At 71.7% G+C, this 25,426-nt stretch carries 21 protein-coding genes; 11 read left to right on the top strand and 10 right to left on the bottom strand.

Annotation, left to right across the window (positions count from 1 at the left end):
• Positions 1–255: 255 nt before the first annotated feature.
• From OG488_RS13340 to OG488_RS13325, 4 genes are all read right to left on the bottom strand, one after another.
• Positions 256–3,171, bottom strand: a complete 2,916-nt coding sequence (locus OG488_RS13340; RefSeq protein WP_329229029.1) for a helix-turn-helix transcriptional regulator — start codon at positions 3,169–3,171, stop codon at positions 256–258.
• An 80-nt stretch (positions 3,172–3,251) separates the two neighbouring features.
• On the bottom strand, positions 3,252–3,446 hold the full coding sequence (locus OG488_RS13335) for a hypothetical protein (RefSeq protein WP_329229028.1): 195 nt from the start codon (positions 3,444–3,446) through the stop codon (positions 3,252–3,254).
• A gap of 11 nt (positions 3,447–3,457) precedes the next feature.
• Positions 3,458–6,739 carry a type 2 lanthipeptide synthetase LanM family protein gene (locus OG488_RS13330; protein WP_443074216.1) on the bottom strand — a complete coding sequence of 1,094 codons (3,282 nt, stop codon included), beginning with the start codon at positions 6,737–6,739 and terminating at the stop codon, positions 3,458–3,460.
• A 136-nt stretch (positions 6,740–6,875) separates the two neighbouring features.
• Complete coding sequence (locus OG488_RS13325; RefSeq protein ID WP_329229026.1) at positions 6,876–7,940, bottom strand: LacI family DNA-binding transcriptional regulator; 1,065 nt, start codon at positions 7,938–7,940, stop codon at positions 6,876–6,878.
• Between the two features lie 110 nt (positions 7,941–8,050).
• Between OG488_RS13325 and OG488_RS13320 the strand changes: the two genes are divergently transcribed.
• From OG488_RS13320 to OG488_RS13305, 4 genes are all read left to right on the top strand, one after another.
• Positions 8,051–9,202: a Gfo/Idh/MocA family protein gene (locus tag OG488_RS13320; RefSeq protein ID WP_250286657.1), complete on the top strand. Its 1,152-nt coding sequence runs from the start codon at positions 8,051–8,053 to the stop codon at positions 9,200–9,202.
• Complete coding sequence (locus OG488_RS13315; RefSeq protein ID WP_329229022.1) at positions 9,199–10,341, top strand: dihydrodipicolinate synthase family protein; 1,143 nt, start codon at positions 9,199–9,201, stop codon at positions 10,339–10,341. Before OG488_RS13320 ends, OG488_RS13315 begins: the two co-directional genes overlap by 4 nt.
• Positions 10,338–11,171 (top strand): sugar phosphate isomerase/epimerase family protein, encoded by an 834-nt coding sequence (locus OG488_RS13310; protein WP_329229020.1) that lies wholly within the window; start codon positions 10,338–10,340, stop codon positions 11,169–11,171. Before OG488_RS13315 ends, OG488_RS13310 begins: the two co-directional genes overlap by 4 nt.
• Positions 11,172–11,435: 264 nt before the next feature.
• Entirely contained in the window at positions 11,436–12,002 is a 567-nt protein-coding gene (locus OG488_RS13305) for a hypothetical protein (protein WP_329229019.1), read from the top strand.
• Between the two features lie 125 nt (positions 12,003–12,127).
• Here the strand turns inward: OG488_RS13305 and OG488_RS13300 are convergent, their stop codons facing one another.
• On the bottom strand, positions 12,128–12,511 hold the full coding sequence (locus OG488_RS13300; RefSeq protein ID WP_329229017.1) for a winged helix-turn-helix transcriptional regulator: 384 nt from the start codon (positions 12,509–12,511) through the stop codon (positions 12,128–12,130).
• A gap of 136 nt (positions 12,512–12,647) precedes the next feature.
• Between OG488_RS13300 and OG488_RS13295 the strand changes: the two genes are divergently transcribed.
• Both OG488_RS13295 and OG488_RS13290 read left to right on the top strand, forming a co-directional pair.
• Complete coding sequence (locus OG488_RS13295) at positions 12,648–13,055, top strand: RidA family protein (RefSeq protein WP_329229016.1); 408 nt, start codon at positions 12,648–12,650, stop codon at positions 13,053–13,055.
• A 341-nt stretch (positions 13,056–13,396) separates the two neighbouring features.
• The gene (locus OG488_RS13290; protein ID WP_329229014.1) at positions 13,397–14,752 is read left to right on the top strand and encodes a hydrogenase expression protein HypA; all 1,356 of its coding nucleotides are present in this window, start codon (positions 13,397–13,399) and stop codon (positions 14,750–14,752) included.
• A 59-nt stretch (positions 14,753–14,811) separates the two neighbouring features.
• On the opposite strand, the gene OG488_RS13285 is transcribed toward OG488_RS13290, so the two are convergent.
• Positions 14,812–15,543 carry a class I SAM-dependent methyltransferase gene (locus tag OG488_RS13285; protein ID WP_329229012.1) on the bottom strand — a complete coding sequence of 244 codons (732 nt, stop codon included), beginning with the start codon at positions 15,541–15,543 and terminating at the stop codon, positions 14,812–14,814.
• A 245-nt stretch (positions 15,544–15,788) separates the two neighbouring features.
• Positions 15,789–16,334: an SMI1/KNR4 family protein gene (locus OG488_RS13280; RefSeq protein ID WP_329229010.1), complete on the bottom strand. Its 546-nt coding sequence runs from the start codon at positions 16,332–16,334 to the stop codon at positions 15,789–15,791.
• A gap of 303 nt (positions 16,335–16,637) precedes the next feature.
• On the opposite strand from OG488_RS13280, the gene OG488_RS13275 reads away from it, so the two are divergent.
• Both OG488_RS13275 and OG488_RS13270 read left to right on the top strand, forming a co-directional pair.
• Complete coding sequence (locus OG488_RS13275; protein WP_329229009.1) at positions 16,638–17,261, top strand: RNA polymerase sigma factor; 624 nt, start codon at positions 16,638–16,640, stop codon at positions 17,259–17,261.
• The gene (locus OG488_RS13270; RefSeq protein ID WP_329229007.1) at positions 17,258–18,280 is read left to right on the top strand and encodes a CU044_5270 family protein; all 1,023 of its coding nucleotides are present in this window, start codon (positions 17,258–17,260) and stop codon (positions 18,278–18,280) included. Before OG488_RS13275 ends, OG488_RS13270 begins: the two co-directional genes overlap by 4 nt.
• 107 nt (positions 18,281–18,387) lie before the next feature.
• Here OG488_RS13270 and OG488_RS13265 read toward each other — a convergent pair whose 3' ends face one another.
• From OG488_RS13265 to OG488_RS13255, 3 genes are all read right to left on the bottom strand, one after another.
• Positions 18,388–19,395 carry a MarR family transcriptional regulator gene (locus OG488_RS13265; protein WP_329229005.1) on the bottom strand — a complete coding sequence of 336 codons (1,008 nt, stop codon included), beginning with the start codon at positions 19,393–19,395 and terminating at the stop codon, positions 18,388–18,390.
• 351 nt (positions 19,396–19,746) lie between these two features.
• Positions 19,747–19,968: a DUF397 domain-containing protein gene (locus OG488_RS13260; protein ID WP_329229003.1), complete on the bottom strand. Its 222-nt coding sequence runs from the start codon at positions 19,966–19,968 to the stop codon at positions 19,747–19,749.
• On the bottom strand, positions 19,955–20,779 hold the full coding sequence (locus tag OG488_RS13255) for a helix-turn-helix domain-containing protein (RefSeq protein WP_329229002.1): 825 nt from the start codon (positions 20,777–20,779) through the stop codon (positions 19,955–19,957). Before OG488_RS13255 ends, OG488_RS13260 begins: the two co-directional genes overlap by 14 nt.
• 244 nt (positions 20,780–21,023) lie before the next feature.
• On the opposite strand from OG488_RS13255, the gene OG488_RS13250 reads away from it, so the two are divergent.
• The 3 genes from OG488_RS13250 to OG488_RS13240 all read left to right on the top strand — a co-directional run bounded on the left by OG488_RS13250 (position 21,024) and on the right by OG488_RS13240 (position 25,132).
• Positions 21,024–21,362: a hypothetical protein gene (locus OG488_RS13250; RefSeq protein ID WP_329229000.1), complete on the top strand. Its 339-nt coding sequence runs from the start codon at positions 21,024–21,026 to the stop codon at positions 21,360–21,362.
• A gap of 42 nt (positions 21,363–21,404) precedes the next feature.
• On the top strand, positions 21,405–23,636 hold the full coding sequence (recD2, locus tag OG488_RS13245; RefSeq protein ID WP_329228999.1) for an SF1B family DNA helicase RecD2: 2,232 nt from the start codon (positions 21,405–21,407) through the stop codon (positions 23,634–23,636).
• A gap of 197 nt (positions 23,637–23,833) precedes the next feature.
• Positions 23,834–25,132, top strand: coding sequence for a citrate synthase (locus tag OG488_RS13240; protein ID WP_329228997.1), 1,299 nt, complete (start codon positions 23,834–23,836; stop codon positions 25,130–25,132).
• The last annotated feature ends 294 nt before the right edge of the window (positions 25,133–25,426 follow it).

Raw genomic sequence — 25,426 nt, 5'->3', positions numbered from 1 at the left:
CACCGGCTGATCCTGCCGCGACGCGGAACGGCGCACATCGGTACGCGGCCCGCATCTTCCGGGGCGCACGCCCGACCCCTGCCGCCCGGGGCCCCCATGTTGCGGGGGCGTTCCCCCACTCTCCGGGCCCCCGCCCCGCAGCTCCGGGCCGGTCGACCCGTCGCCTCGGGGTTGGTCGACCCGTCACCTGAGGCTGGTCGCCCCACAGCCTCAGGGCTGATCGCCCCGCAGCCTCGGGGCTGGTCGCGCGCAGCCTCAGGGCTGGTCGACCGCGTACTCCGCGGCGAACTCGCACAGGGCCGTACGGTTGGCCCGGCCCGTCTTGCTGAGCAGGCTGGCCAGGTGCTTCTCCACGGTGCGGGGCGAGATGGAGAGCCGCTGGGCTATCTGCTGGTTGCCCGGCCGCTCCGCCAGCAGCACGAACACCTCGTACTCGCGCGGAGTCACCCCGTTGGTCCGCAGCGGCGGGGGGATCCGGTCCCGGCCGCCCCGGTGCTGGGTCACGCTCACCCCGGCCTGTCGCAGAGCCGCCCGGCACGCCGCCGCCGGCGGCTGCACCCCGGCTCCGTGGAAGTACTCCTCCGCCGTGCGCAGCCACACGACCGGCTCGCCCCACCCGTCGGCCAGCGCCGCGTCCGCGACCAGCCTCAGTCCGAGGTGGCGGGCCACGGGAAAGGCCGCGGACCGGGCGTGGAAGGCGGTCGTCCGCTGTACGGCACCCGTGTGGTCGCCCTCCCGGCCGAGCAGCACCGCCTCCGCCAGTTCGAGGAACTGCCGGTTCCAGGCCAGCGCGGCACCGGGCGCGCCCGCCACGTCCTCGTACTCCCCGCGGGCCGCGTCACCCGCCAGCACCCGCAGCAGCGGGCGGAGTCCGTAACGGCCGCTCAGGTAGTAGTAGCTGGGGTGGTCGCGCTCCCAGGCGAGGACGGCGTCCAGGGCCGCGAGGGCGCGGGGGCGGTCCTCGTCCAGCAGCGCCCCGATCGCCCCGCAGAAGCCCAGCCGCAACGGCACCAGGGCGGACCGGTCGCCCCCCGCCCGGCGGAACGCGGCCAGGGCCCGGTCCGCCTCCCGTCTTCGGCCGCGGTGCGCCGCCATCGCCGCCCCGGCCAGCAGCAGGTACCGGTGGGCGCCGTGGTTGCCGATCCGGGCGCTCGCCTCCACCGACCGCCCGGTGATCTCCTCCGCCTCGTCCCACCGGGCCGACATCACCGCGTTCATCGCGAGCAGTCCGTCGACCGTCTGCGCCAGCAGCAGCGAACCCAGCTCCGCCGCCGCGGTCCGCGCCGAGTGGAGACGGGCCGCGTCACCGGTCCGCATGAAGCTGTTCACCCCCAGCCGCACGAGCGCCTCCACCCGCCACAGGGGCAGGGAGTGCTCGGTGGACAGGGCGAGCATCCGCTCCAGGCATGCGTCGGCTGCGTCGAACCCCTTCTCCCTGGAGAGCAGGGCCAGCAACTGCCAGGCCTGGCAGGCCACGACCGGAAGCCCCTCCGCCTCGGCGGTCTCCGCGGCCGTGAGGGCGGCCCGTTCGGCCGCCTCCGGCTCGCGCCGGTCCTCACCGGGGAGCAGCGAGAGGTGACCGTCGACGACCGCGAGCGACGCCCGGCGCGCCGGGGACGGGGACGGTCCGAACAGGTCGTTGGCCGCCTTGATCTGACGGGCCGTGTCGGCGGCCCGCTCCGCCATGACGGCGACCCAGGCGATCTTGATGTGGATGTCCCCGCGCCGGGCGGCCGCCTCGGAGTGCGCGGGGACGGGGGGCAGGGCGTCGGCCAGCGCCAGGGCGCCGTCCAGGTCGCCACCCTCGGCCCGGGCGACCGCCAAGGACTCGGTGACGCCCGCGAGGTCGGTCTCGGCCGCCAGGGAGAGGGAACGTTCCAGCAGGACCACGGCCGAGCCGTGCGAACCCGCGGCGAGCATCCGCCGCCCCGCCTCGGCGAGCTGGAGGGCCGCACCGGCGCGGTTGCCCGCCGCCAGCTCCAGCGAGGCCAGGAGCTGGCGCCTGTCCTCGTCGAGAGGCTCCCCCGCCTGCTCGACGGCCGAGGCGGCACGGCGGGCGAGCGCGGCGCGCTCGGCCGGTGCCAGGGAGGAGACCAGGGCCTCGGCGGTGAGGGTGTGGCGGAAGGTGTAGCGGTCGGGGGCCGCGCCGTCGGGGGCGATGGCACCCGTCTCGACGGCGGACCTCAGGTGGGTGAACAGGGCCCGGTCCTCCAGCCCGGTGACGGTCTGGAGGACCGCCACGGAGAACTGGCTGCCCAGGGTGGCCGCCGTCAGCAGCAGGTCCCGCACCGGCTCGTCCATCCGGTCGAGCCGCTGGGCCCAGCTCCGGAGGATCCGCGACGGAAGGATGCCGTCCGGCTGGTCCGCCGCCTCCCATCCGTCTCCCGCGCGCCGCAGCCGGCCCGTGTCGAGCAGGTCGTCGAGCAGCACCTCGACCAGGTACGGGTTGCCTGCCGCGCGTTCGACGAGCCGCCGGTGGACGGCGTCGGGTATCCGCTCGGGCGGTGTCTCCAGACAGGCGCCGGTCAGGGTCCGCACCTCCGCGTCACCGAGCCCCCGCAACTCCGTCACCGTCGCGGTGTGCCGCTGCTCGGCGGAGCGTACGAGGTCCTGCGCGGCCCCCGGCTCGGGGCGCAGGGTGCCCAGCAGCAGGACCGGGAGGTCCGCCAGGTTGTCGACGACGTACTCGACGACCGCGACGGTCTCCGTGTCGCAGTCGTGCAGGTCCTCCAGCAGCACCACGCAGCCGGTGTCCCGTCCCAGGACCGACAGCAGCCGCAGCAGGGCCTCGGCCAGCTCGACGACGGTCTCCGTGTAGCCGGCGGACGTCCCGCTCCGCCACTCCGGCACCAGCCGCGCCAACGCCGGGTGGTACGGGGCAAGTTCCGGATCGGTCGGTGTGCCCGCGGACCGGAAGTGCGAGGAGAGCGCCTCCATCAGGGGGCGGAAGGGGACGATCAGGCCCGTGGAGCCCGCCCGGCCGCGCAGCACCGGCATCCCCAGTCCGTAGGCCCGGTAGGCGCACTCACCCACCAGCCGGGACTTACCGATCCCCGCTTCACCGACGAGGAACAGCGCGCGCCCCGAACGCCGTCGTGCGGCGTCCAGGGCGCTGCTCAGCAGGCCGATCTCCTCGTCACGTCCGACGACGACCGGCGAATTCGCACGCATGGCCGCAGGCTACTGGAGCCGTACAGAGTGCGGCAGTGGGCGCATTCCCGCTCATGACGGTGCGCCCCGTCGGGAAAGGGTTACATCGGGACCGTGAAGGTGGTCCACGGCAGGTCGGGGCCGGTCGGGTCCCCGTCCGTAGCGCTGAGGAGCCTGCTGCGCAGACCGAGTCCGCCCCTGTTCCCGAGCGATATCCGGCCCGCGGGGTGCTCGCATGCGCCCTCGTGCGCCGTGGCGGCGTCCGCGTATCCGGCCGATTCGCTGATCTGCGTCATCTCTGCCTCATCTACTGGTCGTTGGTCGACAACGTCATGGCGGGGGACCGGTCGGCCCCCGTCGAGTGGCGCATGAGCAGTGCCGGGCCGATCCGGTCGGGGAACCCCGCCCGCAGCAGTCCGTGTCCGATGCCCGACAGACCGGTGAGCAGTCCCGGGTGAGGTGTGTGTCCGGGCGTCCCGCAGTGCGACTGCGCCCGGTCGGCCGCTGCCAGCAACGTGCCGGTCCGGCGCAGCCAGTGGGGGCGCAGACCCGGCAGTGCGGCATGGCCGAGCAGTTCCAGCACGCCCAGCTCGCCGTGGCAGAGGCTGTCGTTCCCGGGCGGCGCGGACCGCGCCACGTCACCGGCCCGCTCCTCCAGCCAGGCGGCCAGCTCCGGATCGGCCAGGGCGTCGGGGCTGTCGGCCACCGCGAGCGCGACCCCCGCCGCCCCCTCGCACCAGGCCCCGCCGAGGCCGGCGCCGCGCGCCGCGCCCCGCAGGGCGTCCAGCCCCGCGCTCCGGTGGCGCGGCCCCCCGCCCGCACCGGCGAACCGCAGCAGCGCCCATCCGGTGCCCGCCGCCCCGTCCGCGAAGCCGCCGGACGCGGGCGGCGCCGCCGCCAGGAGCCGTTCGGCGCAGAGTTCGGCGCCACGCCAGGCCTCGGCCCGGCCGGTGGCGCGGTGCACGGCGAGCAGCGACACCAGGCCGCCGGCCGCCCCGCCCCGTACCCCGAGCGCTTCCTCGGCCGCACCCGCGGCGGCGGCCAGCCGCGTGGCCGGGCCCGCCCAGTCCCTTACCCGGCCGTCGTCCAGCAGGGTTCCGACCTCGGCCAGCGCGTACGCGATACCGCCGAGGCCGGAGAAGGCACCGGACCCGAGCAGTCCGAGGTCGTCGCCGCGCTGGTGCAGTGCGTCCAGAAGTCCTGGTATCGGAGCCAGCGCGGCCCGGGCGGCGTCGGCGTAGCGGGCCGCCCCGGTCAGGGAGGCCAGCTGCGCGAGGAACAGCGCGGGCCCGGTGTAGCCGCCCGCGAGGTCGGCTGCCAGCGGCGTGAGACGCCAGTAGCGTTCGCCGAGCAGCTCCAGGCCGATCCAGTTGGTCCGGCTGCCGCTGTGGTACGCGAGTGAGACGAGCTGGTCGCCGACCGAGCGCGCGGCGGAGAGCAGGCGTTCGGGCTCCGGTGCGGTCGCCTCGGTCCGCGGCCGGCCACCGCCGGCGACCCGGTGCGGGGGCTCGGAGGAGGTGCTCACCATGGCCGTGCGGATGATCCGCTCCTGGTCCTGGCGGTCCACCGTGTCCAGGGCGCGGATCTTGGCCTCCACCCGTGCCAGCCCGGTGGGCCCGGCCAGCTCCCGCACCTCGTGTCCGGTTCCGCTGTACACCCGTGTGCTGTCCGGGCGCGTGGTGAAGACCGGTACGTCGCCCTGCCACAGCTCCGCGATCTCCTCGTCCTCCAGGCCGGGCAGCGCGGGGGAGCCCAGGGCCCCCGTACGCAGCAGCGCGAACACCTGCTGGCGCTCGGTGGCGTCCCGCATCAGGTCGGGGTGGGTCGACTCGTGCAGCAGCGTGGCGTACGTCCAGGTCGGCCGGGGCACGAAGCGGATCTCGTCGTCGGCGAAGAGGCGCAACAGCCCCTTCGAACCCAGCAGTTCGTCGCGCGATTCGCTGACGGCCGTGTACGCCGAGCGGAACCCGTCGCAGAGCGCTTCGGTGAACCGGAACGGATCGGCCGGGGTCCCGTCGAGCGTGGGGCGGTTGGCCGATTCGGTGAACCGCCCGGAGGCGCGCACCAGGTGCATCGTGTCGGTGCCCGCCGCGGCCCAGGAGGCCGTCTCCAGCGGGGAGGAGGCCGCCCGGCCGCCGCCCACGGCGGACATGTCGAGCGCGGCGCTGTCCCCGACCAGCAACTGCGGGAGCAGCCCGACGCGGTGGACCGAGGCGTGCAGGGCCCGTGCGGCCGGATCGGCGGGCGGGGCCTGCGTCAGCGGCGGGTGGAACAGCGTCTCGACGTCGACCAGGACGGGGTGCGGCCCGCAGGCGATGAGGTTCTCGTGGTGCAGGTCCGTGCCGTCCAGGACGTGGAGCAGCGCCAGCAGGGCACCGAGCCGCCGGTAGAAGAGCGTGGTCTCGGCCGTCGAGAGACAGGGAGCGCTTCCGACGAACTCCGCCCACCCGTACGCGCCCCGGTCGAGGACCCGCGGAGCGCGCAGCGCGGGGGTTCCGGCGGAGGACTCCGCAGGTGAGCCGGCGGACGAGCCCGCACGGGAGTCCGCACGGGAGCCCGTGTGGGAGTTCGCATGGGAGCCCGTGTGGGATTTCGCGTGTGAGTCCCCATGGGAGTTGAACCACTCCACCAGGGTCTCGAAGTGCCGGTGGGCGGCGAGCGGGCGCGGCTTGTAGACCAGCCGGGCGCCGTCGGCGAACCGCAGCAGCATCACCGACCTGCCCCCACGGTGGCTGTCGCCCGTGCCGGACTCGACCCCGGTCAGGGTGTGCGGCCCGTATTCGGCGGCCCGTCCCGCGCCCCGGTCCCCGAGCACCGCGGAGGAGCCCAGGAGTTCCCCGTCCGCCGCGAGCCTGCCGAGCATCTCGGCGAAGGCGTCGGCCGCGTTCATGGCCGCCTGCGCGAGGACCCGGGCGAGGACCGGATAACGGGAGACGAGGGAGGCGAGACCGGCTCGGCTCGCGGTCTGCCGCAGGAAGTCCCGGAAGCGCTCCCCGGGCTCCTCGCCGCTCAGCCTGCCGCCGGTCCGCGCCTCGTGCAGTTCCGAGACGAGGGTCCTGGCGGCCAGCAGGGCCAGGCGCCGGCCGACGTCGTGCCGGAAGCCGTCCAGCACACCGGCGGGGCAGGACGCCTGCGCCGGCCGTGCGGCGTTGCCGGGCACCGTGCCCGTCAGCCGGTCCGCCGCCAGGGCCGCGAACGGCGCGACGACCAGGTGGAAGCCGGTCAGATCCGGGTACGCCCGGTCCGCGATCCGGGCCTCCCGCGGGGCCCGTGCGACGGCCTCCCGGACGAACCCGGCCCAGCCGGGCTCCGTGTCCTCGCGGGGCCCGACGGTGCCGGGGACCCACCACGGATCACCGTGGTCCCGGGCACGGAGGAGAGGGGCGATGTCCGGCACCGGGGCGTGCCCGGCGCTCTCGGCGCCGGCCGGGACGTACGGAGCGGTGGCCGGGTCGTGCGGAGCGGCCGCCGGGACGCCTGGTGCTCCGGCCGAGACGTGTGGTGCGTGGCCCGGGACATACGGAGCGTCGGCCGGGTCGTGCGGGGCGGCCGCCCGGTCCGTGTTCCCGATCGCTTCCTTCTCCACCACCGCGTTCACCTCCCCGGTCGCGGGAGGCCTCAGTGGTTCTCCCGCGCCCATCCTGGAGGGCGGCAGGGGCCCGCACATGGGGGAGTCGCCCCCATCTTTCCGTCCGTGGCGTCCCGGTCCCTACGGGTGCCGCGGATCAGCGGGCCGGAGCGGCGGTCGATCCCCGTTCCATGAGCTCCGCCTCGATGGTCGCCACGCCACCCACCGGGGGCGTCTCCTTGCCCATCGCGAGCCGCCCGGCCCGCGCCCCCGCCTCGAACAGCGGCAGCCGTACGGTCGTCAGGGCCGGAACGGCGTCCACGGAGAACGGCAGGTCGTCGAAGCCGGCCACCGAGACGTCCTCCGGGATGCGGAGCCCCCGGTCCCGGACCGCCGCGCAGGCACCCAGTGCCACGGTGTCGTTCGCGGCGACGACGGCCGTCACCTCCGGTTCGCGGCGCAGGAGTTCGAGCGTGGCGTCGTAGCCGGAGCTCCGGTCGTACGGGCCGTGCACGGTGACGCTCTCCTCGTCCCCGTAGAGCCCCGCCGCCTTCATGGCCTCGCGGTGGCCCTCCAGCCGGTGCCGGGTCGTGGTGCGCTCCAGCGGGCCGGCGACGTAGCCGATGCGCCGGTGCCCCAGGGCGATCAGATGCTCGGTGAGGCGCCTGGCACCGCCCCGGTTGTCGAAGGCCAGCGAGGCGGTCACCGCGTCGGAGTCCGGGAGCGGAGGGCGCCCGCAGAAGATGATCCGGGTGCCGGCGTCCGCGAGCTTCGACAGCTTCACGGCCATCGCGGCCTGGTGGGCCGGGTCCTCCAGGGCACCGCCGGTGAGGACGACCGCCGCGGCGCGCTGACGCTGGAGGAGGGTGAGGTAGGTGAGTTCGCGCTCGGGGGAGCCGCCGGTGTTGCAGACCACGGCGAGCTTCTCGCCGCCCCCGCGGCCGGAACCGTCGCCCGGACCGCCGATCTCGCTCTGTGCGGCCCCGGCCATGATGCCGAAGAAGGGGTCGGCGATGTCGTTGACCAGGATGCCCACCAGGTCGGACGTGGCGGCGGCGAGCGAACTGGCCGGGCCGTTCAGCACGTAGTCCAGGTCGTCCACCGCGCGCAGGACCCGCTCCCGGGTGGACGAGGCCACCGGGTAGTTGCCGTTCAGGACACGGGACACGGTGGCCGGGGACACCCGGGCGCGGGCCGCCACGTCCGCCAGGGTGACTGTCATCGCTCTCCTCCGAGGAGTTGTGGAGCGGCCCCCCTTGTCCGGGCCGCTGTCGGCAGGCTAGCGTCATACCGTATAGAAAGCGCTTGCTACGGCTGTATGGAGGGAACTTCGTGACACGCAGGACAGTGCGCATCGCCATGAACGGCGTCACGGGACGCATGGGATACCGGCAGCACCTGGTGCGCTCGATCCTCGCGATCCGCGAGCAGGGCGGCCTCGACCTCGGTGACGGCGAGGTGCTCTGGCCGGAACCCGTGCTCGTCGGCCGCCGCGCCCACGCCCTGGAGGCGCTCGCCGCTCAGCACGGTCTGACCGAGTGGTCGACCGACCTGGACGCGGTGCTCGCCGACGAGTCGATCGACATCTACTTCGACGCCCAGGTCACCTCGGCCCGCGTCGAGGCGATCAAGAAGGCCATCGCCGCCGGCAAGCACATCTACACCGAGAAGCCCACCGCCACGGACGTCGAGGGTGCGCTCGACCTGGCCCGCCTCGCCCGCGACGCCGGCATCAAGCACGGTGTCGTCCAGGACAAGATCTTCCTCCCGGGCCTGCTCAAGCTGAAGCGCCTCATCGACGGCGGCTTCTTCGGCGAGATCCTCTCGGTGCGCGGCGAGTTCGGCTACTGGGTCTTCGAAGGTGACTGGCAGGACGCCCAGCGCCCCTCCTGGAACTACCGCGCGGAGGACGGCGGCGGCATCGTCGTCGACATGTTCCCGCACTGGGAGTACGTCCTGCACGAGCTGTTCGGCCAGGTCACGAGCGTCTCGGCACACGTGCAGACGCACATCCCGCAGCGCTGGGACGAGCAGGGCAAGCCCTACGCCGCCACCGCCGACGACGCCGCGTACGGCACCTTCCAGCTGGCGGGCGGCGCCGTGGCCCAGATCAACTCCTCCTGGGCGGTCCGCGTCAACCGCGACGAGCTCGTCGAGTTCCAGGTGGACGGCACCCACGGCTCCGCCGTCGCGGGCCTCCGCAACTGCCGTGTCCAGCACCGGTCGGCCACCCCCAAGCCGGTCTGGAACCCGGACCTCCCGGTCACCGAGCCGTTCCGCGACCAGTGGCAGGAAGTCCCCGACAACGCCGAGTTCGACAACGGCTTCAAGGCCCAGTGGGAGCTCTTCCTGCGCCACATCGTCCTCGACGAGCCCTACACCTGGGACCTGATGGCCGGCGCCCGGGGCGTCCAGCTCGCCGAGCTCGGCCTCAAGTCCTCCGCCGAGGGCCGCCGCTTCGACGTACCGGAGCTGAGCCTGTGACCATCCAGCTGCCGCACGGCCCGTACGAACCGCGCGCCACCCCGCTCGACCTCGCACCGTCGGGAGCGCCGCTCGCCTCCCGTACGGTCTTCTCCGCCGCCCATGTCGTCGCCGACCCGTACGCCGACATCAGCCCCGGCGACCCGGCCGCCGTCGACTGGGACGCCACCCTCGCCTTCCGCCGCCACCTCTGGTCGCACGGCCTGGGCGTCGCCGAGGCCATGGACACCGCTCAGCGCGGCATGGGCCTGGACTGGGCCGGAGCGGCGGAGCTGATCCGCCGCTCCGCCGCCGAGGCGAGGTCCGTGGGCGGCAGGATCGCCTGCGGCGTGGGCACCGACCAGCTCACCGGCCCCGCCACCCTGCCCGAGGTGCGCGCCGCGTACGAGGAGCAGCTCGCGCTGGTCGAGGAGAGCGGCGCGCAGGCCATCCTGATGGCCTCCCGCGCCCTGGCCGCCGCGGCGAACGGCCCCGAGGACTACCTGGAGACGTATGCCCATCTCCTGCGCCAGGCCACCGAGCCGGTCGTCCTGCACTGGCTCGGCCCCATGTTCGACCCGGCGCTGGAGGGCTACTGGGGCAGCGCGGACCTCGACGCCGCCACCGACACCTTCCTGAAGGTCATCGGCGAGCACCCGGACAAGGTCGACGGCATCAAGATCTCGCTCCTGGACGCCGAGCGCGAGATCGACGTACGGCGCCGCCTTCCCGGCGGGGTCCGCTGCTACACCGGCGACGACTTCAACTACCCCGAGCTGATCGCGGGCGACGACCGGGGCTTCAGCCACGCGCTGCTCGGCATCTTCGACCCGCTCGGGCCGCTCGCCGCCCACGCGGTGCGGGTCCTGGACACCGGGGACGTCCAGGGGTTCCGCGACCTCCTCGACCCCACGGTCGAGCTGTCGCGCCACCTGTTCGAGGCCCCCACCCGCTTCTACAAGACGGGCGTCGTGTTCCTCGCCTGGCTCGCGGGCCACCAGGACCACTTCACGATGGTCGGAGGCCTCCAGTCCGCGCGCTCGCTGCCGCACCTGGCGAAGGCGTACGAACTGGCCGACGGTCTCGGCCTGTTCCCGGACCCCGAGCTGGCCGAGGCGCGCATGCGCGCGCTGCTGTCCGTCCACGGAGGAAGCCGATGAGCACCGAACTCTCCCGTCTGTCCATCAACCAGGAGACGGTCCGGCAGCTCTCCCTGCCGGAGCTCGTCGAGGGCTGCGCCAAGGCCGGCATCGGGCAGGTCGGTCTCTGGCGGGCCCCGGTGCAGGAGTACGGCGTCGAGCGCGCCGGGCGGCTGATGAAGGACGCGGGCCTCACCGTCACCAGCCTCTGCCGCGGCGGGTTCCTCACGGCGACCGACCCGGCGGAGCGGGCCCGCGCGCTGGACGACAACCGTGCGGCGGTCGACGAGGCCGCAGGCGTCAACACCGACACCCTGGTCCTGGTCTCGGGCGGTCTCCCCGCCGGGGAGAAGGACCTCCATGCCGCGCGCGAGCGGATCGCCGACGCCCTGGCCGAGCTGGCGCCGTACGCGTACGAGCGGGGCGTCCGGCTCGCGATCGAGCCGCTGCACCCGATGTTCGCCTCGGACCGCTGCGTGGTCTCCACCCTCTCCCAGGCCCTGGACCTCGCGGAGCGCTTCCCGTCCGAGCAGGTCGGCGTGGTTGTCGACGCCTACCACCTCTGGTGGGACGACCAGGTCGCCGCGCAGATCGCCCGTGCGGGCGCGGGCGGGCGGATCCACTCCTTCCAGCTCGCCGACTGGATCACCCCGCTCCCGGCGGGCGTTCTGGTGGGCCGGGGTCAACTGGGTGACGGCTGCGTGGACTTCCGGGCGATGCGCCGGCAGGTCGAGGCGACGGGCTTCGACGGGCCGATCGAGGTCGAGATCTTCAACGAGGACCTCTGGGCCCGTGACGGCGCCGAAGTGATCGCCGAAGTCGCCGCGCGCTACCTGGAACATGCCTGCTGAGAGCCGATCGGACCGGCGAGGGTAAAGAGATCGCAAAGGCGTGCAACCTTTGCGTACCCTCCCCGGTCGTACTCAGCGTCGGGACTTCCGGGGAGGGGTCCGGGGGGATCGGGAAGCCCGACGGAGGGGGAAAGCGAGGGGGGTCCGGCCTGTGGGCCGGGCCCCATTCCGCTTTCCTGAGCAGCTGTGGTGCGGTACCGGCAGAGCCCCTGTGGGGACGACGCCCCGGGACGGTCCGGCCACCGGTCTGGCAGGATCTCCGGGATGCCGAAGGATTCCCCGACGACCTACAGACGCATCGGCGTGCTCCTCCAGGAGGCCGGCATGGTGTCCGAGGACGAGACGCACCGCGTGATCGAGGGCGCCGCCGCCTACGCGGACGACGAACTGACTCCCTACGCGGCGGCCGGAGCGCTGGAAAGCTTCGGTGTGGCGGTCTCGGTCCACGCCGACGACATCGACTCCATCCACGAGGGCTACGCGAGCCTGCTGGCGAAGGCGGCGGAGACCGCCGGCGGCAGGGTCACCGTCACCGGCGTCCGGATCGTCGAGGGCGAAGGCGGATTCGAGGACGGCCGCTCCGACGCCGTCGAGTTCGAGCGCGACGGCACGCCTGTGTCCGTCCCGGCCGAGCACTTCGCCGAGGACTACTACGACCACGAGGCGGCCTGCCGCGCCATCGCAGAGACCGCCCATGACGACGACCCGCGCACGTGGTGCCACGTCGGCTTCGCGCGGGAACCGGGCGCCGGTTACGACAGCATCATGGTGCTCGCCACCCCGGAGCAGAGGCAAGCGCTCCACCGGCACCTGGGCCTGACGTTCCACTGAGCGGCGGGTGACCCGGTTCGCGACGCGGACCGCCCTCGGGAGCGGCCGGCGCCCTCGTCCGTGGCCGCAGCCACCGTTCCGCGACGCCAGCCCTGGTCCATGGCGTCAGCCACCGTTCCGCGACGTCAGCCACCGTCGAAGCCGCTGCGGGCCGCCTCGATGTGGCCGAGGTTGCGGTGGGTCCAGTCGCACATCACGTCGACCGTCTTCCGTAGCCCCTGCCCCGGACCGGTGAGGGTGTACTCCACCTTCGGCGGGACCGTCGGATACACGGTCCGCTCGACCAGGCCGTTGCGCTCCAGCATGCGCAGGTTCTGCGTGAGCATCTTGTGGCTGATCCCCTCGACAGCGCTCCGCAGCTCGGTGAAGCGCAGGGTGCGGTCGCCCAGGGCCTCGATGATCAGGAGCGCCCACTTGTTGGCGACGTCCGAGAAGATCTCCCGGGCCAGCGAATCCGCGCGCCGCAGATCCGCCTGTTCCTCGGGCGAGCCGCTGAACTGCTTGGTCACCTTCTGGTTCCCCTGTCACCGAAAAGTGCGTTCTTCCACGTCAGCGCTCACTCTCCTACGGTTCCCCAGTAACCACAAGAGAGCACGCGTCGGCCCGGCTGCCCGTCAGGTGGCGCTGCGAGGAGAGGCGGACAGCATGGCCATCACCCTGACGAACCCCACCGGACTGCCGGAGATCGACGTCTACCGTCAGGTGTCGGTCGCGACCGGTTCGCAGCTGGTCTTCGTCGCCGGCCAGGTTGCCTGGGACGCCGACGGCGTCACGGTCGGCGAAGGCGACCTGGCGGCCCAGGTCGAGCAGTGCTACCTCAACGTCGCCACCGCGCTGGCGGGTGTCGGCGCCACCTTCGACGACGTGGCGAAGCTGAACGTCCACGTCGTCGGCTGGACCCCCGACAGGATGCCCCTGCTCCTGGAGGGGATCGCCCGGGCCTCCGCCCGGCTGGGGACCACCCCGGTACCGCCGGCCACCCTGCTGGGCGTCGCCGCACTGGACGTCCCCGAGCACCTGGTCGAGGTCGAGGCGACGGCCGTCATCGGCTGAGGGCGCCGGGCCGGTCCCCGCCGGGGGCGGTCCTCGGAGGGGCGTGCCGCCCGTGGCGGGCTCCCTCGGCCGACGATGGTCGGAGGAGTTCCTGTACCGTCGTCCCGGGCCCGGACCGTTGCCCGCCAACACGCGTGTGATGACCGGGACTTCGCTCATCTGACGGACGGGGAGGGTGAGGTCCGGTCGTGCGGGGGTGCGGAGCGCGACGCGGTGCCGAACCCACATATGAGTAAGGAAATTGCATGGCACGTCAGCATGATCCTTCCAGACGCATACCGCCGGGTCCGGGCACGTCCTCCGGTGGCCCCGACGCCTCCGATGCGTCCGGGAGTTCGCCGGTGTCGGCCAGCCCGGCGGTGTCTGCGCAGGGCGTGGCCGGGGACGCCGGGAGCCCCGGCGACCCGGGTGACTCCGGCGACTCGGGCGAGGCCGTGAGGCCGGACGGCCTGCGTGGTCGAACGGATACATCGGACACGTCGTCCACGGCGGCCGACACGGACGCCGGCCCGCAGGCCTCGACGAGCGAGAGCCCGGAGGGCGGGAACTCCGAGAACGAGGCTCGCGAGGGTGCCGACGCCCGGACATCGAGCGCGAAGCGAGCGGGCGCCGCCGGAACTGCTGCTGCGGCTTCCGGTACCGGTGCCGCGCGAGGCACCGGCGACCCGGACTCGTCGGCGGAGGAGGTGCCCGAACGGGCGTCGGCCAACTCCGAGGAGACCACGACGTCTTCGGCTTCGACGGCGTCCGCCTCCGGCCCGGCGGCGGCGCAGGCGACCACCGGTACCGTCGGCGGGTCCCCCGGCGTCGCAGTCGCGGTGGCGGCGGCGGGCAGCGGCCGCGCTGGAACGGGAACGCGCACGGCCGGCGAACTGCTCGGCAGCCGGCCGAAGAAGCCAATACTGGCCGCGGCGGCGGTCATCGGCGCGATCCTGGTCTCCGTACCGTTCCTCATGATGGGCCTGGACGACCGCAAGCCCGAGAAGGACCGCACGCAGAACGCGGCAGGCACGGTCCTGGGCACCGAACGCTCCGAGCCGCCGGAGACCTACACCGCCAAGTCACCCAGCCCCTCCGCGACTCCGAGCAAGGAGAAGGAGAAGGCGAAGGAGAAGCCGTCCGCACCACCGGCCGCCAAGCCGGTGGCCGTACCGCCGCCGGTCACGCCTGAGCGCAAGCCCACGGCGACGGTGACGGCGAAGGCGCCGCCGAACACGGCTGCCAGTGCGTTGAGCGGCCTCGCCAAGAGCGACCCCGAGGGGCGGCACATCTGCTACCGGGCCTTCGTGTCCGGGAGCGGCTGGCAGACACCGGTCTGCGACGGGACGATGGCCGGGACGGCGGGCCAGGGCAAGCAGATCACGGCCCTCAACATCGCCGTGTGGAACGTCGGCGGGTCCTCCGCCAACGCCCTGCTGCACGACCAGGGTGCGACGAGTGGCAACGCCAAGTGGGCCCCGAACTGGACGGCCACCGTCGCGGACGGCAAGAACAACTACATAGGCAGTGCGCAGCAGGGCGCCCCGTTCCTGACGGGCTTCGCCATGAACGTCGGCAAGGGCAGCGTCTGCCACACGGCCAGGCTGGACGGTGGCGGCTGGGGCCCGCAGTACTGCAAGAACAGCCGGCCCGAGTACATGTTCGTCGGCACTGTCGACAACAAGCGGTGGTTCGAGGCCGTGAAGCTCACGGTGTGACCACGGGGCTTCGGCCCGCGAGGTGGAGCCCCCTGGTCGTCACCGGGGGGCTCGCCTCGTCACCGGGGGCTCGGCTTCCTGAACAGCGCGGTCCAGAGGAAGTCCTCCCCGAAGTGCGGGGATTCGGCCGGCTCGTCCCGCATGCGCCGCAGCTCGATCTCGTCCATCCCGGAGAAGATCCAGCGCAGTGATTCGGGAGTGTAGGCGAGGCCGCCCTGAAGCCCCGTACCGCCGTACAGCTCGGCATCGGGCAGCTCGGAACCCATCGACCCGGCGGCGAAGCAGTTGAGGGCGAGGTGACCGCCGGGGACGAGGGTGCGCTCCACCAACTGGAGGTAGCTGACGCGGCGGTGAGGCGGCAGGTGGTGGAAGCAGCCCGAGTCGTAGACCAGGTCGTAGGGCCCGGCGGGCGCACCCTCCGCGAAGGCGTCACCACAGTGGAAGCGGATGTCCGCCCCCGCCTCGGCCGCCCGCTCCTCGGCCCAGGCGATGGCCCCGGGCGACAGGTCGACGGCGTCCACCTCGAAGCCCCGGGACGCGAGGTACAGGGCGTTGCGCCCCGGCCCGCAGCCGAGATCGAGGGCGCGGCCGGGGGCGATGACGCCCCGGTCGAGGGAGGACACGAGGCTCTCGTCGGGCTTTCCCACGAAAAACGGCACAGGCTTCGACCGGTCCTCGTAGAACCCGTCCCACCAGTCGCTCGCGTCGTCGGTCCACCGGTCGGCCTGCGGCGCGAACAGGCCGTCCATGAGCTTCAGCACGTCGTCCACCGAGCGTATGTTCCGGTGCATCCGGAACCCCCTTCCCGAGGCCCCAATTCTAGTCCTGGAGCGTCCATTTCCGCAGATCAGAGCCGGTGTGGGAGCGCGCTGGCCGCCCCGCTGGGCAGCGTCCGACAAGCACCCGGGCCGGGCCCCTGGGACACCGCTCGTTCCTCCGTCCACGGCCCGTCCCAGGGCCGTTGCGGGACGGTTCCGGGGGCGGCCGAGGTGTGTTTCTCGGGGACTTCCGGGGGCGGCCGGGTGCCGGACGGCCGTCAGTGTTCGATGTCCCACTGGACGCAGTGGTCCCCCGACTCGTGCGCGTAGGTCGACGGCCGGTAGTACAGGAAGAGTGAACCTGTCTCCAAGGAATCGGCCAGGGACCGGAAGAGCTCGGCCGGTCCGGTCGCCCAGAGTGTGCCGTCGAGATCGCCCGAGCCGATACCCATCTCGTACACGTGCCCGTAGGTAGGCCCTGGGCGGTGATCGACGAAGGCGACGCCCCCGTCGTTGGGCAGGGCTATCGGCACGCACAGGTGCAGATGCCCAGCCAGGTCCTCGTCGTCCCACAGGTCGGCCTCGATGGTGTCCTCGCCGACGTCCACGAGGATCTCGTGCATCATCGCGATGTCGTCCAGACCGCTCAGGCGGTGCCCCAGCGGCAGGAACGCCCCGGCGGGCAGAGGAAACGAACCCGGCGGGGCAACAGGATGAGCTGCGCCGTCGTGCAGTTCCAGGAGCCTCCTGAGCTCCGGGTGCAGGGCGAATCCCAGCCGCGATTCCAGTGCGGCGATCCCTTCGGGGTCCGCGGGCCCTCTCAAAGCCGCCCGATCGGCGGGCGAATGCGCCGAAAGCCACGACTCGAGGCGAGCCCATTCATGATCGAACGCAGCGGTGTCCACGTGTGTCATGTGCCGAACGTAGACGCCGACACTGACAGCGAGGTGTCCCGCACAGCGCCTGCCCCGCGCGCCAGCGATGTCCGGCCGAACCGGCCTCCGGCCGCTCGAATCGGCAAGGGTGGCAGCGAGTTTTCGCCCATACAGAGGCTGTTGCCGTCCGCGGCCCGCCGCAGTGACCTGGGCCACGGGAACCGCCCCGAACCCCCGCACAGATAAGGGGACATGGAGAGACCACTGAGGGTCCGCATCCGGGACGGCGACGAGGATGCCTTCGCCGACCTGTTCGACAGATACGCGCGTTCCGTCTACAACCACGCGTTCCGGCTCACGGGCAACTGGTCCATGGCCGAGGACGTGGTCTCGTTGACGTTCCTCGAGGCCTGGAGGCTGCGGGGACGGGTGGACGCCGAGGGCGGATCGCTGCGCCCCTGGTTGCTGGGGGTCGCGACGAACATGGTGCGCAACACCAGGCGGGCCGCGGCCCGGCACGCCGCCGCGATGTCACGTCTGCCCCCGGGCCCCCATGGCGGCGCGGTCGGGGACTTCGCGGACGAGGTCGTCGGCCGCATCGCCGACGCGGAGTTGCTGACCGCCGTACGGCTGGCCCTGGACACGTTGCGGCGTAACGAGCGCGAGGTACTGGCGCTCTGCGTGTGGGAGGGCCTCGATTACGCGGCAGCCGGCGAGGCGCTCGGCATTCCCACCGGGACGGTCCGCTCGCGCCTGTCCAGGGCCCGGCGGAAGCTCGCGGCGGCCGCAGAACGCGGGGAACCACCGCACGCCGCCGGACAGATGAAAGAGGGCCGCACCGACGCGGCCCTGCCCATGCAGGAGGGATTCCGATGACGTACGACACCTCGTCGCTCCCCGAGAGGGACCTTCCCCCGGGCCGTCACAGCCAGCTCAAGGAGCACATGATGCGCGAGATCAGGCAGGCCCGGGCCGAGGACGAGCCGGCGAACCGTCGCAGGAGGTGGTCGCGGCCGGTCGTCGCGGGACCGGCGGTCGCGGCCGCCCTTGTCCTTGCCGTCATCACGGCGGTGACGGTGACCGGAGCGGACAGCGGCGGCTCCGGCACACCGGTGGGCAAGGACGGCAAGGCCACGTATGCCTTCGCTCCCATGGTCAACGGCGACACCAAGGGCGGTGCGGCGGCGCTGCTCGACCGCATCGCGACGGTCGCGGCGCGGTCACCGGCGGGTGACATCCGGGACGACCAGTTCGTGTACATCCGGAGCCTGGTGGCCTACGCGACGACGTCGGACGACATCGGTGCCGAGCTCGAGCTCCTCCACGAGCGCGAGGTCTGGATGTCCGTGGACGGCACCCGTGCGGGACTGATCCGCGAGCCGGGCGACGAGTTCAGTGACGGGAGGGAGCTGGAACCCGCCCCGGCGCCCGGTGAGCCCGGCTACGAGTCGAGCACCCACTACCGGCACCTCCAGACACTGCCCACGGACGCTGACGCGATGCTGAAGTGGCTCCGCTCCCAGGGGAGCAAGGAGGACGAGGACCGCGATCTCGACCAGGACGCGTACGTGCTCATCGGCGACCTCCTCCACGAGTCGATGATGCCGCCGAACGTCAGCGCCGCACTGTTCCGCGCCGCCGCGAAGATCCCGGGTGTGGTCGTGGTGCCCGACGCCGTCGACGCCGACGGGCGCCACGGCGTCGCGGTGGCCCGCTACGACGCGTACAACCCGGGGGTCCGCGACGAACTGATCTTCGACAGGGAGACCCTGGAGCTCATCGGCGTGCGCAGCGTGGCGACGAAGGCGACCGACACGATCGAGGCAGGACAGGTGCTGGGGACCACAGCGATCCTCCAGCGTGCCGTGGTGGACACGAAGGGGAAGCGTCCGTAGTCGGGCGATACCTCGTCATGAACCTGGTAGCGGTGGCGGCGGGTGTGCGTTCCCGCCGCCACCGGCCGGAAAGCCTGGCTCGCCGCTGAGGCAGGCGCAGACGCCCTTCAGGGTGTTCTCATCAGGTTGCGGAGGTTGGCGACCGTTGCGTTGATGTCGCGGTCTGCGGGTACTTCGGCGGTGGCGTTTGAGGCTGCTGTGTCCGCGTCCGCGTCTGGCGTGGACGTGCGGCAGGGGCGGCAGAGGCCGTCCGGCAGGGCTTCGGGCGGTCCGGGCGCACCGCATTCGGTGCACTCCATCATGACGCGGCGGACGGGCAGGTCGGAGTGGCTCTCCGGTGCGGTGCCAGGCAACTGGGGCGGGATCTTGTCGGTGAGCCGACGACGTACGAAGCCGACGGGCGAGCCGATCTGGGCGGGGATCCCCGCGGTGAGGGCCTGGGTGAGGTAGTCCGTGTTCACGCCCCGGTCGAGCCATGCGGCGGCCAGCCCTTCGAGCACCGTGCAGTCGGCTGCGGACAGGGCCAGCCGGGGCTCCGTACGGCCGAGTCGGGCGAGGGCGAGGTAGACGGGGGAGTGGCCGGCCAGGCTCTTCGCGGGGGCTGTCCGCTGCTCGGGTACGAGAGGCGGGGGTGAGGCGGGGGAGGGATGCGCGGGCTCCACCGGATCGGTTCCCTCCGGCCCGGCTGCTGAGGCGGCCGGATCGCCGCCGGTGCCGGTCCTGGTGAAGGTGTCCCACCACTCGCTGTCGTGGGCGGTACGGGACCAGAAGGTGCGGGTCACCCAGCGGGCCTGGCCGCCCTCGCCGACGATCTGGCAGCGCACGCGGCGCAGATGACCGGCCACACCGAGGGCTCGCAGCGCACTGCCCACGGCCATCTGCCCGTACAGCGGCAGAGACTTGGCCAGCGACTTGACGTCCATGGCGCCACCCTCGGGCAGCCGGTCCACATATCCGGCGACGTACCGCTCCCGCTCCGGCAGTAGCGCGAAGTCATCTGCTCGGGGTGGTCGTTGACCAGGTGTGGTGCGCTTGCCGTAGCCGGGGTGAGCCCTGGCGTACGGGTGCGAAGCTGCGGGCGCGCGCAGGGCGGGACTAAGGTTCTCGGTAGCCACGAGATCGGGTCCTTGTCGATCTTGGGGTGAGGCCCCGGCCGGTGTTGCTAGCACCGCGTCGGGGTCGATTCGTTGAGGGCACCGTAAGCAGTCGTGACACCACGCTGCAAGCCGGTCACGATTAGTCATACTTGCTGGCCGTGACGGGGTAGGGAGGTCGGGGAGGTTTTCCCCAACCCCTTCTTTTCCCTCCCGGAAACCACCACCGCTCGAATCTCGAAGCCCGAATTTCGGCACCCGAATCCCGAAGCTCAAGCGTCGGGCCCGGCGCCGTCCCGGTACCCACGAAAGAGTGAGCCGCCCGTTCCGGCCCTCGAAACCCGAGCTTCGGGCCCCGAGCGCCGGGAGCACTCAGATGTCGAGCTGACCGTCCGCGACGGCGGCGACGAATGTGGCCCAGTGGGGGGCGGAGAAGGTGATGACCGGCCCGTGCGGAGCCTTGCTGTCGCGCACGGGGATGTGGGTGCAGCCATCGGCGACCTCTAGGCACTCGCCATTGGCGCCGCCGCTGTAGCTGGACTTGCGCCAGCCCGTGGGCGTCCCGCACGTGCAGGTGAGGTCAATGCTGTGCACGCTCGTACTCCTCCGCAACAGCCCTGACGAGGGCCACTGACTCAAGCAAGGGGGCCGCGTCGCCCAACGCGAGAGTGTAGGACCCGTGACACGCCTCAACCAGCGCCGGATCATCCATCAAGTGTCCTGTGTGGAGGCCTTCGACGTACGCGACCGGGGCGGCGTCCGCGAAGTTCAGCAGGTAGACCATGCTCTCCAGGAGCGCGTGCGCTCCCGATGAGAAGGGCAGCACATGGAGCCTCAGACGCCCGGATCCCGCCATGTCCGCCACCTTGTGCAGTTGTTCCGCCATGACTTTCGGGCCACCGATACTGCGTCTGAGTGCGGCCTCGTCGAGCAGTGTCCAGGCGACTGGAGTCGACGACTCGGTGAGCAGTCGGCCGCGCTCCATGCGGCTGACGACGAGTTCGTCGACGTCTTCCGCCCGGTAGTTGGGGCGATACGCCTGGAACACGGCGCGGGCGTACGAGGCCGTCTGGAGCAGGCCGGGGATGAGCGAGGAGGAGTACTGGCGGATCTCCGTGGCCTCGCGCTCCAACTCGGAGACTGCAGCGAAGTAGTGGGCGTACTTCGACTCCAGATCCTCCAGCCACCTGACAAAGAAGCCGTCAGACTTCAGCGCCACGTCGATCCGCTGCGCGTCGTCCGGTTTCGGCAGACGTCGCCCCGCTTCGTAATGGCTGATGAGGGTGGGTGAGCACACGACCTGTTCGCCCAGGGCCTCCTGCGTCAAGCCCGCCGCCACGCGCCGGAGTCTGAGCTCTTCGCCGTACTTCTCCCTCTGGGTGCGTGTCTTCCGCGCCTCGGCCACCGGCCTCAGTCCCTTTCCTGACAGGCGGGCTGTCAAGCCCGTACCCCTGGAGCGTAGCCATGCGCAGCCCCACCCTGTGATGAGTTCGCTACGGAACGCATCCGTTCGTGGGTGAGTCGTCAGAGGGAGAGCACACCGTCATGAAGGAACTGGTCCGCCGCTTCGCGGAGCCGCTGGGGTGGCCCCTGTGCCCGTCACCCGCCGTCCTCCTGTCCCTGTCCGCTCATGGAGCAAGGGCTGCCGCGTGAACGGGAAGGCGTACGAAGGCCACACGTTCAGGTTGCTGCCCGGGGTGGGACCGGAGGAGAAGCCCAGCTATGTCCTGGGCGACGGCACCGGCCCCGTGTCGCGGATGGCCGCGAGTATCGAAGGCATTCGGCTGGGCATGGCCGCTGATCTGCTCGACCACGCCGCCGACCTGCTGGCAGATCGGAACGCCACCGGAGTGGAGCTGCACTTCCTTGCGAGTCGGCTCAGCGAGTCACTGCGGGAGGTCGTCCAGGTCGCTGAGCACCGAGGCGCGCGGTCGGACGCGAACAGGCCCGAACTGGACGGCGACGGGACCGGAAGGCGGGAACCATGACTGCGGCCCACGCTGTCCGACCTGGCCGGTACGGTCGGCACCATGTCCAACACCGCCGTCCTCGAAGGTGTCCTGGAGCGGATCACCTACGCCAACGAGGAGAACGGGTACACGGTCGCCCGCGTCGACACCGGGCGTGGGGCGGGTGATCTGCTCACCGTCGTCGGCTCGCTGCTCGGTGCCCAGCCCGGCGAGTCGCTGCGCATGGAGGGGCGTTGGGGGTCCCATCCGCAGTTCGGCCGCCAGTTCACCGTCGAGAACTACACGACGATCCTCCCGGCCACCATCCAGGGCATCCGGCGCTACCTCGGCTCCGGCCTGATCAAGGGCATCGGGCCGGTCATGGCCGACCGGATCACCACCCACTTCGGTGTCGACACCCTCGACATCATCGAGCAGCACCCGAAGCGTCTCGTCGAGGTTCCCGGGCTCGGCCCGAAGCGGACGAAGATGATCGCCGCGGCCTGGGAGGAGCAGAAGGCGATCAAGGAGGTCATGGTCTTCCTCCAGACCGTCGGTGTCTCCACCTCCATCGCCGTCCGCATCTACAAGAAGTACGAGGACGCGTCGATCTCCGTGGTGAAGAACCAGCCCTACCGGCTGGCCGCCGACGTCTGGGGCATCGGTTTCCTTACCGCCGACCGCATCGCCCAGGCCGTCGGCATCCCGCACGACAGCCCCGAGCGGGTCAAGGCCGGGCTCCAGTACGCCCTGTCGCAGTCCACGGACCAGGGGCACTGCTTCCTCCCCGAGGAACGCCTGATCGCCGACGGGGTGAAGCTGCTCCAGGTCGACACCGGGCTCGTCATCGACTGCCTGGCCGAGCTCGCCGAGGACCCGGAGGGCGTCGTACGGGAGGAGGTGCCGGGGCCCGAGGACGGGCAGCCGGTCACCGCCGTGTACCTGGTCCCCTTCCACCGTGCCGAGATCTCCCTGGCCTTGCAGGTGCAGCGCCTGCTGCGTACACCGGAGGACCGGATGCCGGCCTTCCAGGACGTCGACTGGGACAAGGCGCTGGCGTGGCTCGCGCGGCGTACGGGGGCGACGCTCGCCCCCGAGCAGGAGGCGGCCGTCCGGCTCGCGCTCAGCAGGAAGGTCGCCGTCCTCACCGGGGGCCCCGGCTGCGGGAAGTCGTTCACCGTGCGCTCCGTGATCGAGCTGGCCCGCGCCCGGAACGCGAAGGTCGTGCTGGCCGCCCCCACCGGGCGGGCGGCGAAGCGGCTCTCGGAGCTGACCGGCGCCGAGGCGTCCACGGTGCACCGGCTGCTGGAGCTGAAGCCCGGCGGGGACGCCGCGTACGACCGCGACCGGCCGCTGGACGCCGATCTGGTCGTCGTCGACGAGGCCTCGATGCTCGATCTGCTGCTCGCCAACAAGCTGATCAAGGCGGTGGCACCCGGTGCCCATCTCCTCCTCGTCGGCGATGTGGACCAGCTGCCCTCGGTCGGCGCGGGGGAGGTGCTGCGGGATCTGCTCGCCGAGGGCGGCCCGGTTCCCGCGGTGCGTCTGACCACCGTCTTCCGGCAGGCGCAGAAGTCCGGCGTCGTCACCAACGCCCACCGGATCAACTCCGGGGTGCCACCGCTGACCCAGGGGCTGGACGACTTCTTCCTCTTCGTGGAGGACGAGACGGAGGACGCCGGGGTGCTCGCCGTGGACGTCGCGGCCCGGCGCATCCCCGCCAAGTTCGGCCTGAACCCCCGCCGTGACGTGCAGGTCCTCGCCCCGATGCACCGCGGCCCGGCGGGCGCCGGCCATCTCAACGGACTGCTCCAGCAGGCCATCACCCCGGGCCGCCCCGGCCTGCCCGAGAAGCGGTTCGGCGGCCGTGTCTTCCGGGTGGGTGACAAGGTGACGCAGATCAGGAACAACTATGACAAGGGGGAGAACGGGGTATTCAACGGTACGGTCGGTGTCGTCACCGCTCTCGACCCGGACGAGCAGAAGCTGACGGTCCTGACCGACGAGGACGAGGAGATCGTCTACGACTTCGACGAACTGGACGAACTGGCTCATGCCTACGCGATGACCATCCACCGATCCCAGGGCAGCGAGTACCCGGCCGTCGTCATCCCCGTCACCACCAGTGCCTGGATGATGCTGCAGCGAAACCTGCTCTACACCGCCGTGACCAGGGCCAAGAAGCTCGTCGTGCTGGTCGGCTCACGCAAGGCGATCGGGCAGGCGGTCCGCACGGTTTCCGCAGGCAGGCGCTGTACGGGACTGGATTTCCGGCTCCGTGGCGGTACGGCCGGAGAGGTCCCGGAAAAATGATCGATCAAAACGGTGGGAAACATCACTGAGCCCTTCCGGAACCGGGGTCCAGGGGGCAGGATGAGAAAGTTGACGGCACTCAGTGCCGCCAGTAGGTCCAATGGACGACCCCGAGTGCACTCTCCTGAGCCAAATGGGGGAGGGTGGAGACAGTCAGGGCACCTCGAAGAAGAGGCACTACGTCGGTGAGGGATGACGTGAGCGAGCACACCAACAACGCTGTAGTACTGCGGTACGGCGATGACGAGTACACCTACCCGGTGATCGACAGCACCGTCGGCGACCAGGGCTTCGATATCGGGAAGCTCCGGGCCAATACGGGCCTGGTCACGCTGGACAGCGGATACGGCAACACAGCCGCGTATAAATCCGCCATCACCTACCTCGACGGCGAGCAGGGCATCCTGCGGTACCGCGGCTACCCGATCGAGCAGCTCGCGGAGAGCTCGACGTTCCTCGAGGTCGCCTACACGCTGATCAACGGTGACCTTCCCAAGGTCGACGAGCTGTCGGCCTTCAAGAACGAGATCACCCAGCACACGCTGCTGCACGAGGACGTCAAGCGCTTCTTCGACGGCTTCCCGCGCGACGCCCACCCGATGGCCATGCTGTCCTCGGTCGTCAGCGCCCTGTCGACGTTCTACCAGGACAGCCACAACCCGTTCGACGAGGAGCAGCGTCACCTCTCGACGATCCGGCTGCTGGCCAAGCTCCCGACGATCGCGGCGTACGCGTACAAGAAGTCGATCGGTCACCCGTTCGTCTACCCGCGCAACGACCTCGGCTACGTCGAGAACTTCCTGCGCATGACGTTCTCGGTCCCGGCCCAGGAGTACGTGCCGGACCCGGTCGTCGTCTCCGCGCTCGAGAAGCTGCTCATCCTGCACGCGGACCACGAGCAGAACTGTTCGACCTCCACCGTGCGTCTGGTCGGCTCCTCGCAGGCGAACATGTTCGCCTCGATCTCCGCCGGCATCTCGGCTCTGTGGGGCCCGCTGCACGGTGGCGCCAACCAGTCGGTGCTGGAGATGCTCGAGGGCATCCAGGCCAACGGCGGCGACGTCGACTCCTTCATCCAGAAGGTCAAGAACAAGGAGGACGGCGTCCGCCTGATGGGCTTCGGCCACCGGGTGTACAAGTCCTTCGACCCGCGCGCCAAGATCATCAAGGCCGCCGCCCACGACGTGCTGTCGTCGCTCGGCAAGTCCGACGAGCTGCTCGACATCGCGCTCAAGCTGGAGGAGCACGCGCTCTCCGACGAGTACTTCGTCTCGCGCAACCTCTACCCCAACGTGGACTTCTACACGGGCCTGATCTACCGCGCCATGGGCTTCCCGACCGAGATGTTCACCGTGCTGTTCGCGCTCGGCCGCCTTCCCGGCTGGATCGCCCAGTGGCACGAGATGATCAAGGAGCCGGGATCCCGCATCGGCCGCCCGCGCCAGATCTACACCGGCGAGGTCCTGCGCGACTTCGTCCCGGTCGAGGGCCGCTGACGCCCGTAGCACCGCTGCTGTACCCGGCCGCTCCGGCCGGCATCCTTCGCCCCGCGTACCGCGCTCGTACTGACAGAGCGCGGTGTCCGGGGCGATTCGGCGTTCCGGGCGCCTGAGGGGCGGGTGTCGGGGGTCCGGGTGTGGGTTCGGTGTCCCTGGTGCCAGCCGGGGCGCCTCGGCCCCCTGGTGCCCGCCCGTACCCCTCCGGGTCCGGCGGTGGCGGTCGTCCGCCCGTACATGCGAGAAACGCCCCGCCGCCGATCCCCCCACGGGTCGACGGACAGGGCGTTTCCC

The sequence above is a fragment of the Streptomyces sp. NBC_01460 genome, from assembly GCF_036227405.1.
Taxonomy (GTDB): Bacteria; Actinomycetota; Actinomycetes; order Streptomycetales; family Streptomycetaceae; genus Streptomyces.
The sequence above is the reverse complement of the archived record's forward strand: the minus strand, read 5'-3'. Positions and strand labels throughout refer to the sequence as shown.

Coding starts and splice junctions, on each gene's coding strand:
- OG488_RS13340 (WP_329229029.1), bottom strand. CDS start 3,171: ATGCGTGCGAATTCGCCGGTCGTCGTCGGACGTGACGAGGAGATCGGC.
- OG488_RS13335 (WP_329229028.1), bottom strand. CDS start 3,446: ATGACGCAGATCAGCGAATCGGCCGGATACGCGGACGCCGCCACGGCG.
- OG488_RS13325 (WP_329229026.1), bottom strand. CDS start 7,940: ATGACAGTCACCCTGGCGGACGTGGCGGCCCGCGCCCGGGTGTCCCCG.
- OG488_RS13310 (WP_329229020.1), top strand. CDS start 10,338: ATGAGCACCGAACTCTCCCGTCTGTCCATCAACCAGGAGACGGTCCGG.
- OG488_RS13305 (WP_329229019.1), top strand. CDS start 11,436: ATGCCGAAGGATTCCCCGACGACCTACAGACGCATCGGCGTGCTCCTC.
- OG488_RS13295 (WP_329229016.1), top strand. CDS start 12,648: ATGGCCATCACCCTGACGAACCCCACCGGACTGCCGGAGATCGACGTC.
- OG488_RS13285 (WP_329229012.1), bottom strand. CDS start 15,543: ATGCACCGGAACATACGCTCGGTGGACGACGTGCTGAAGCTCATGGAC.
- OG488_RS13275 (WP_329229009.1), top strand. CDS start 16,638: ATGGAGAGACCACTGAGGGTCCGCATCCGGGACGGCGACGAGGATGCC.
- OG488_RS13270 (WP_329229007.1), top strand. CDS start 17,258: ATGACGTACGACACCTCGTCGCTCCCCGAGAGGGACCTTCCCCCGGGC.
- recD2 (WP_329228999.1), top strand. CDS start 21,405: ATGTCCAACACCGCCGTCCTCGAAGGTGTCCTGGAGCGGATCACCTAC.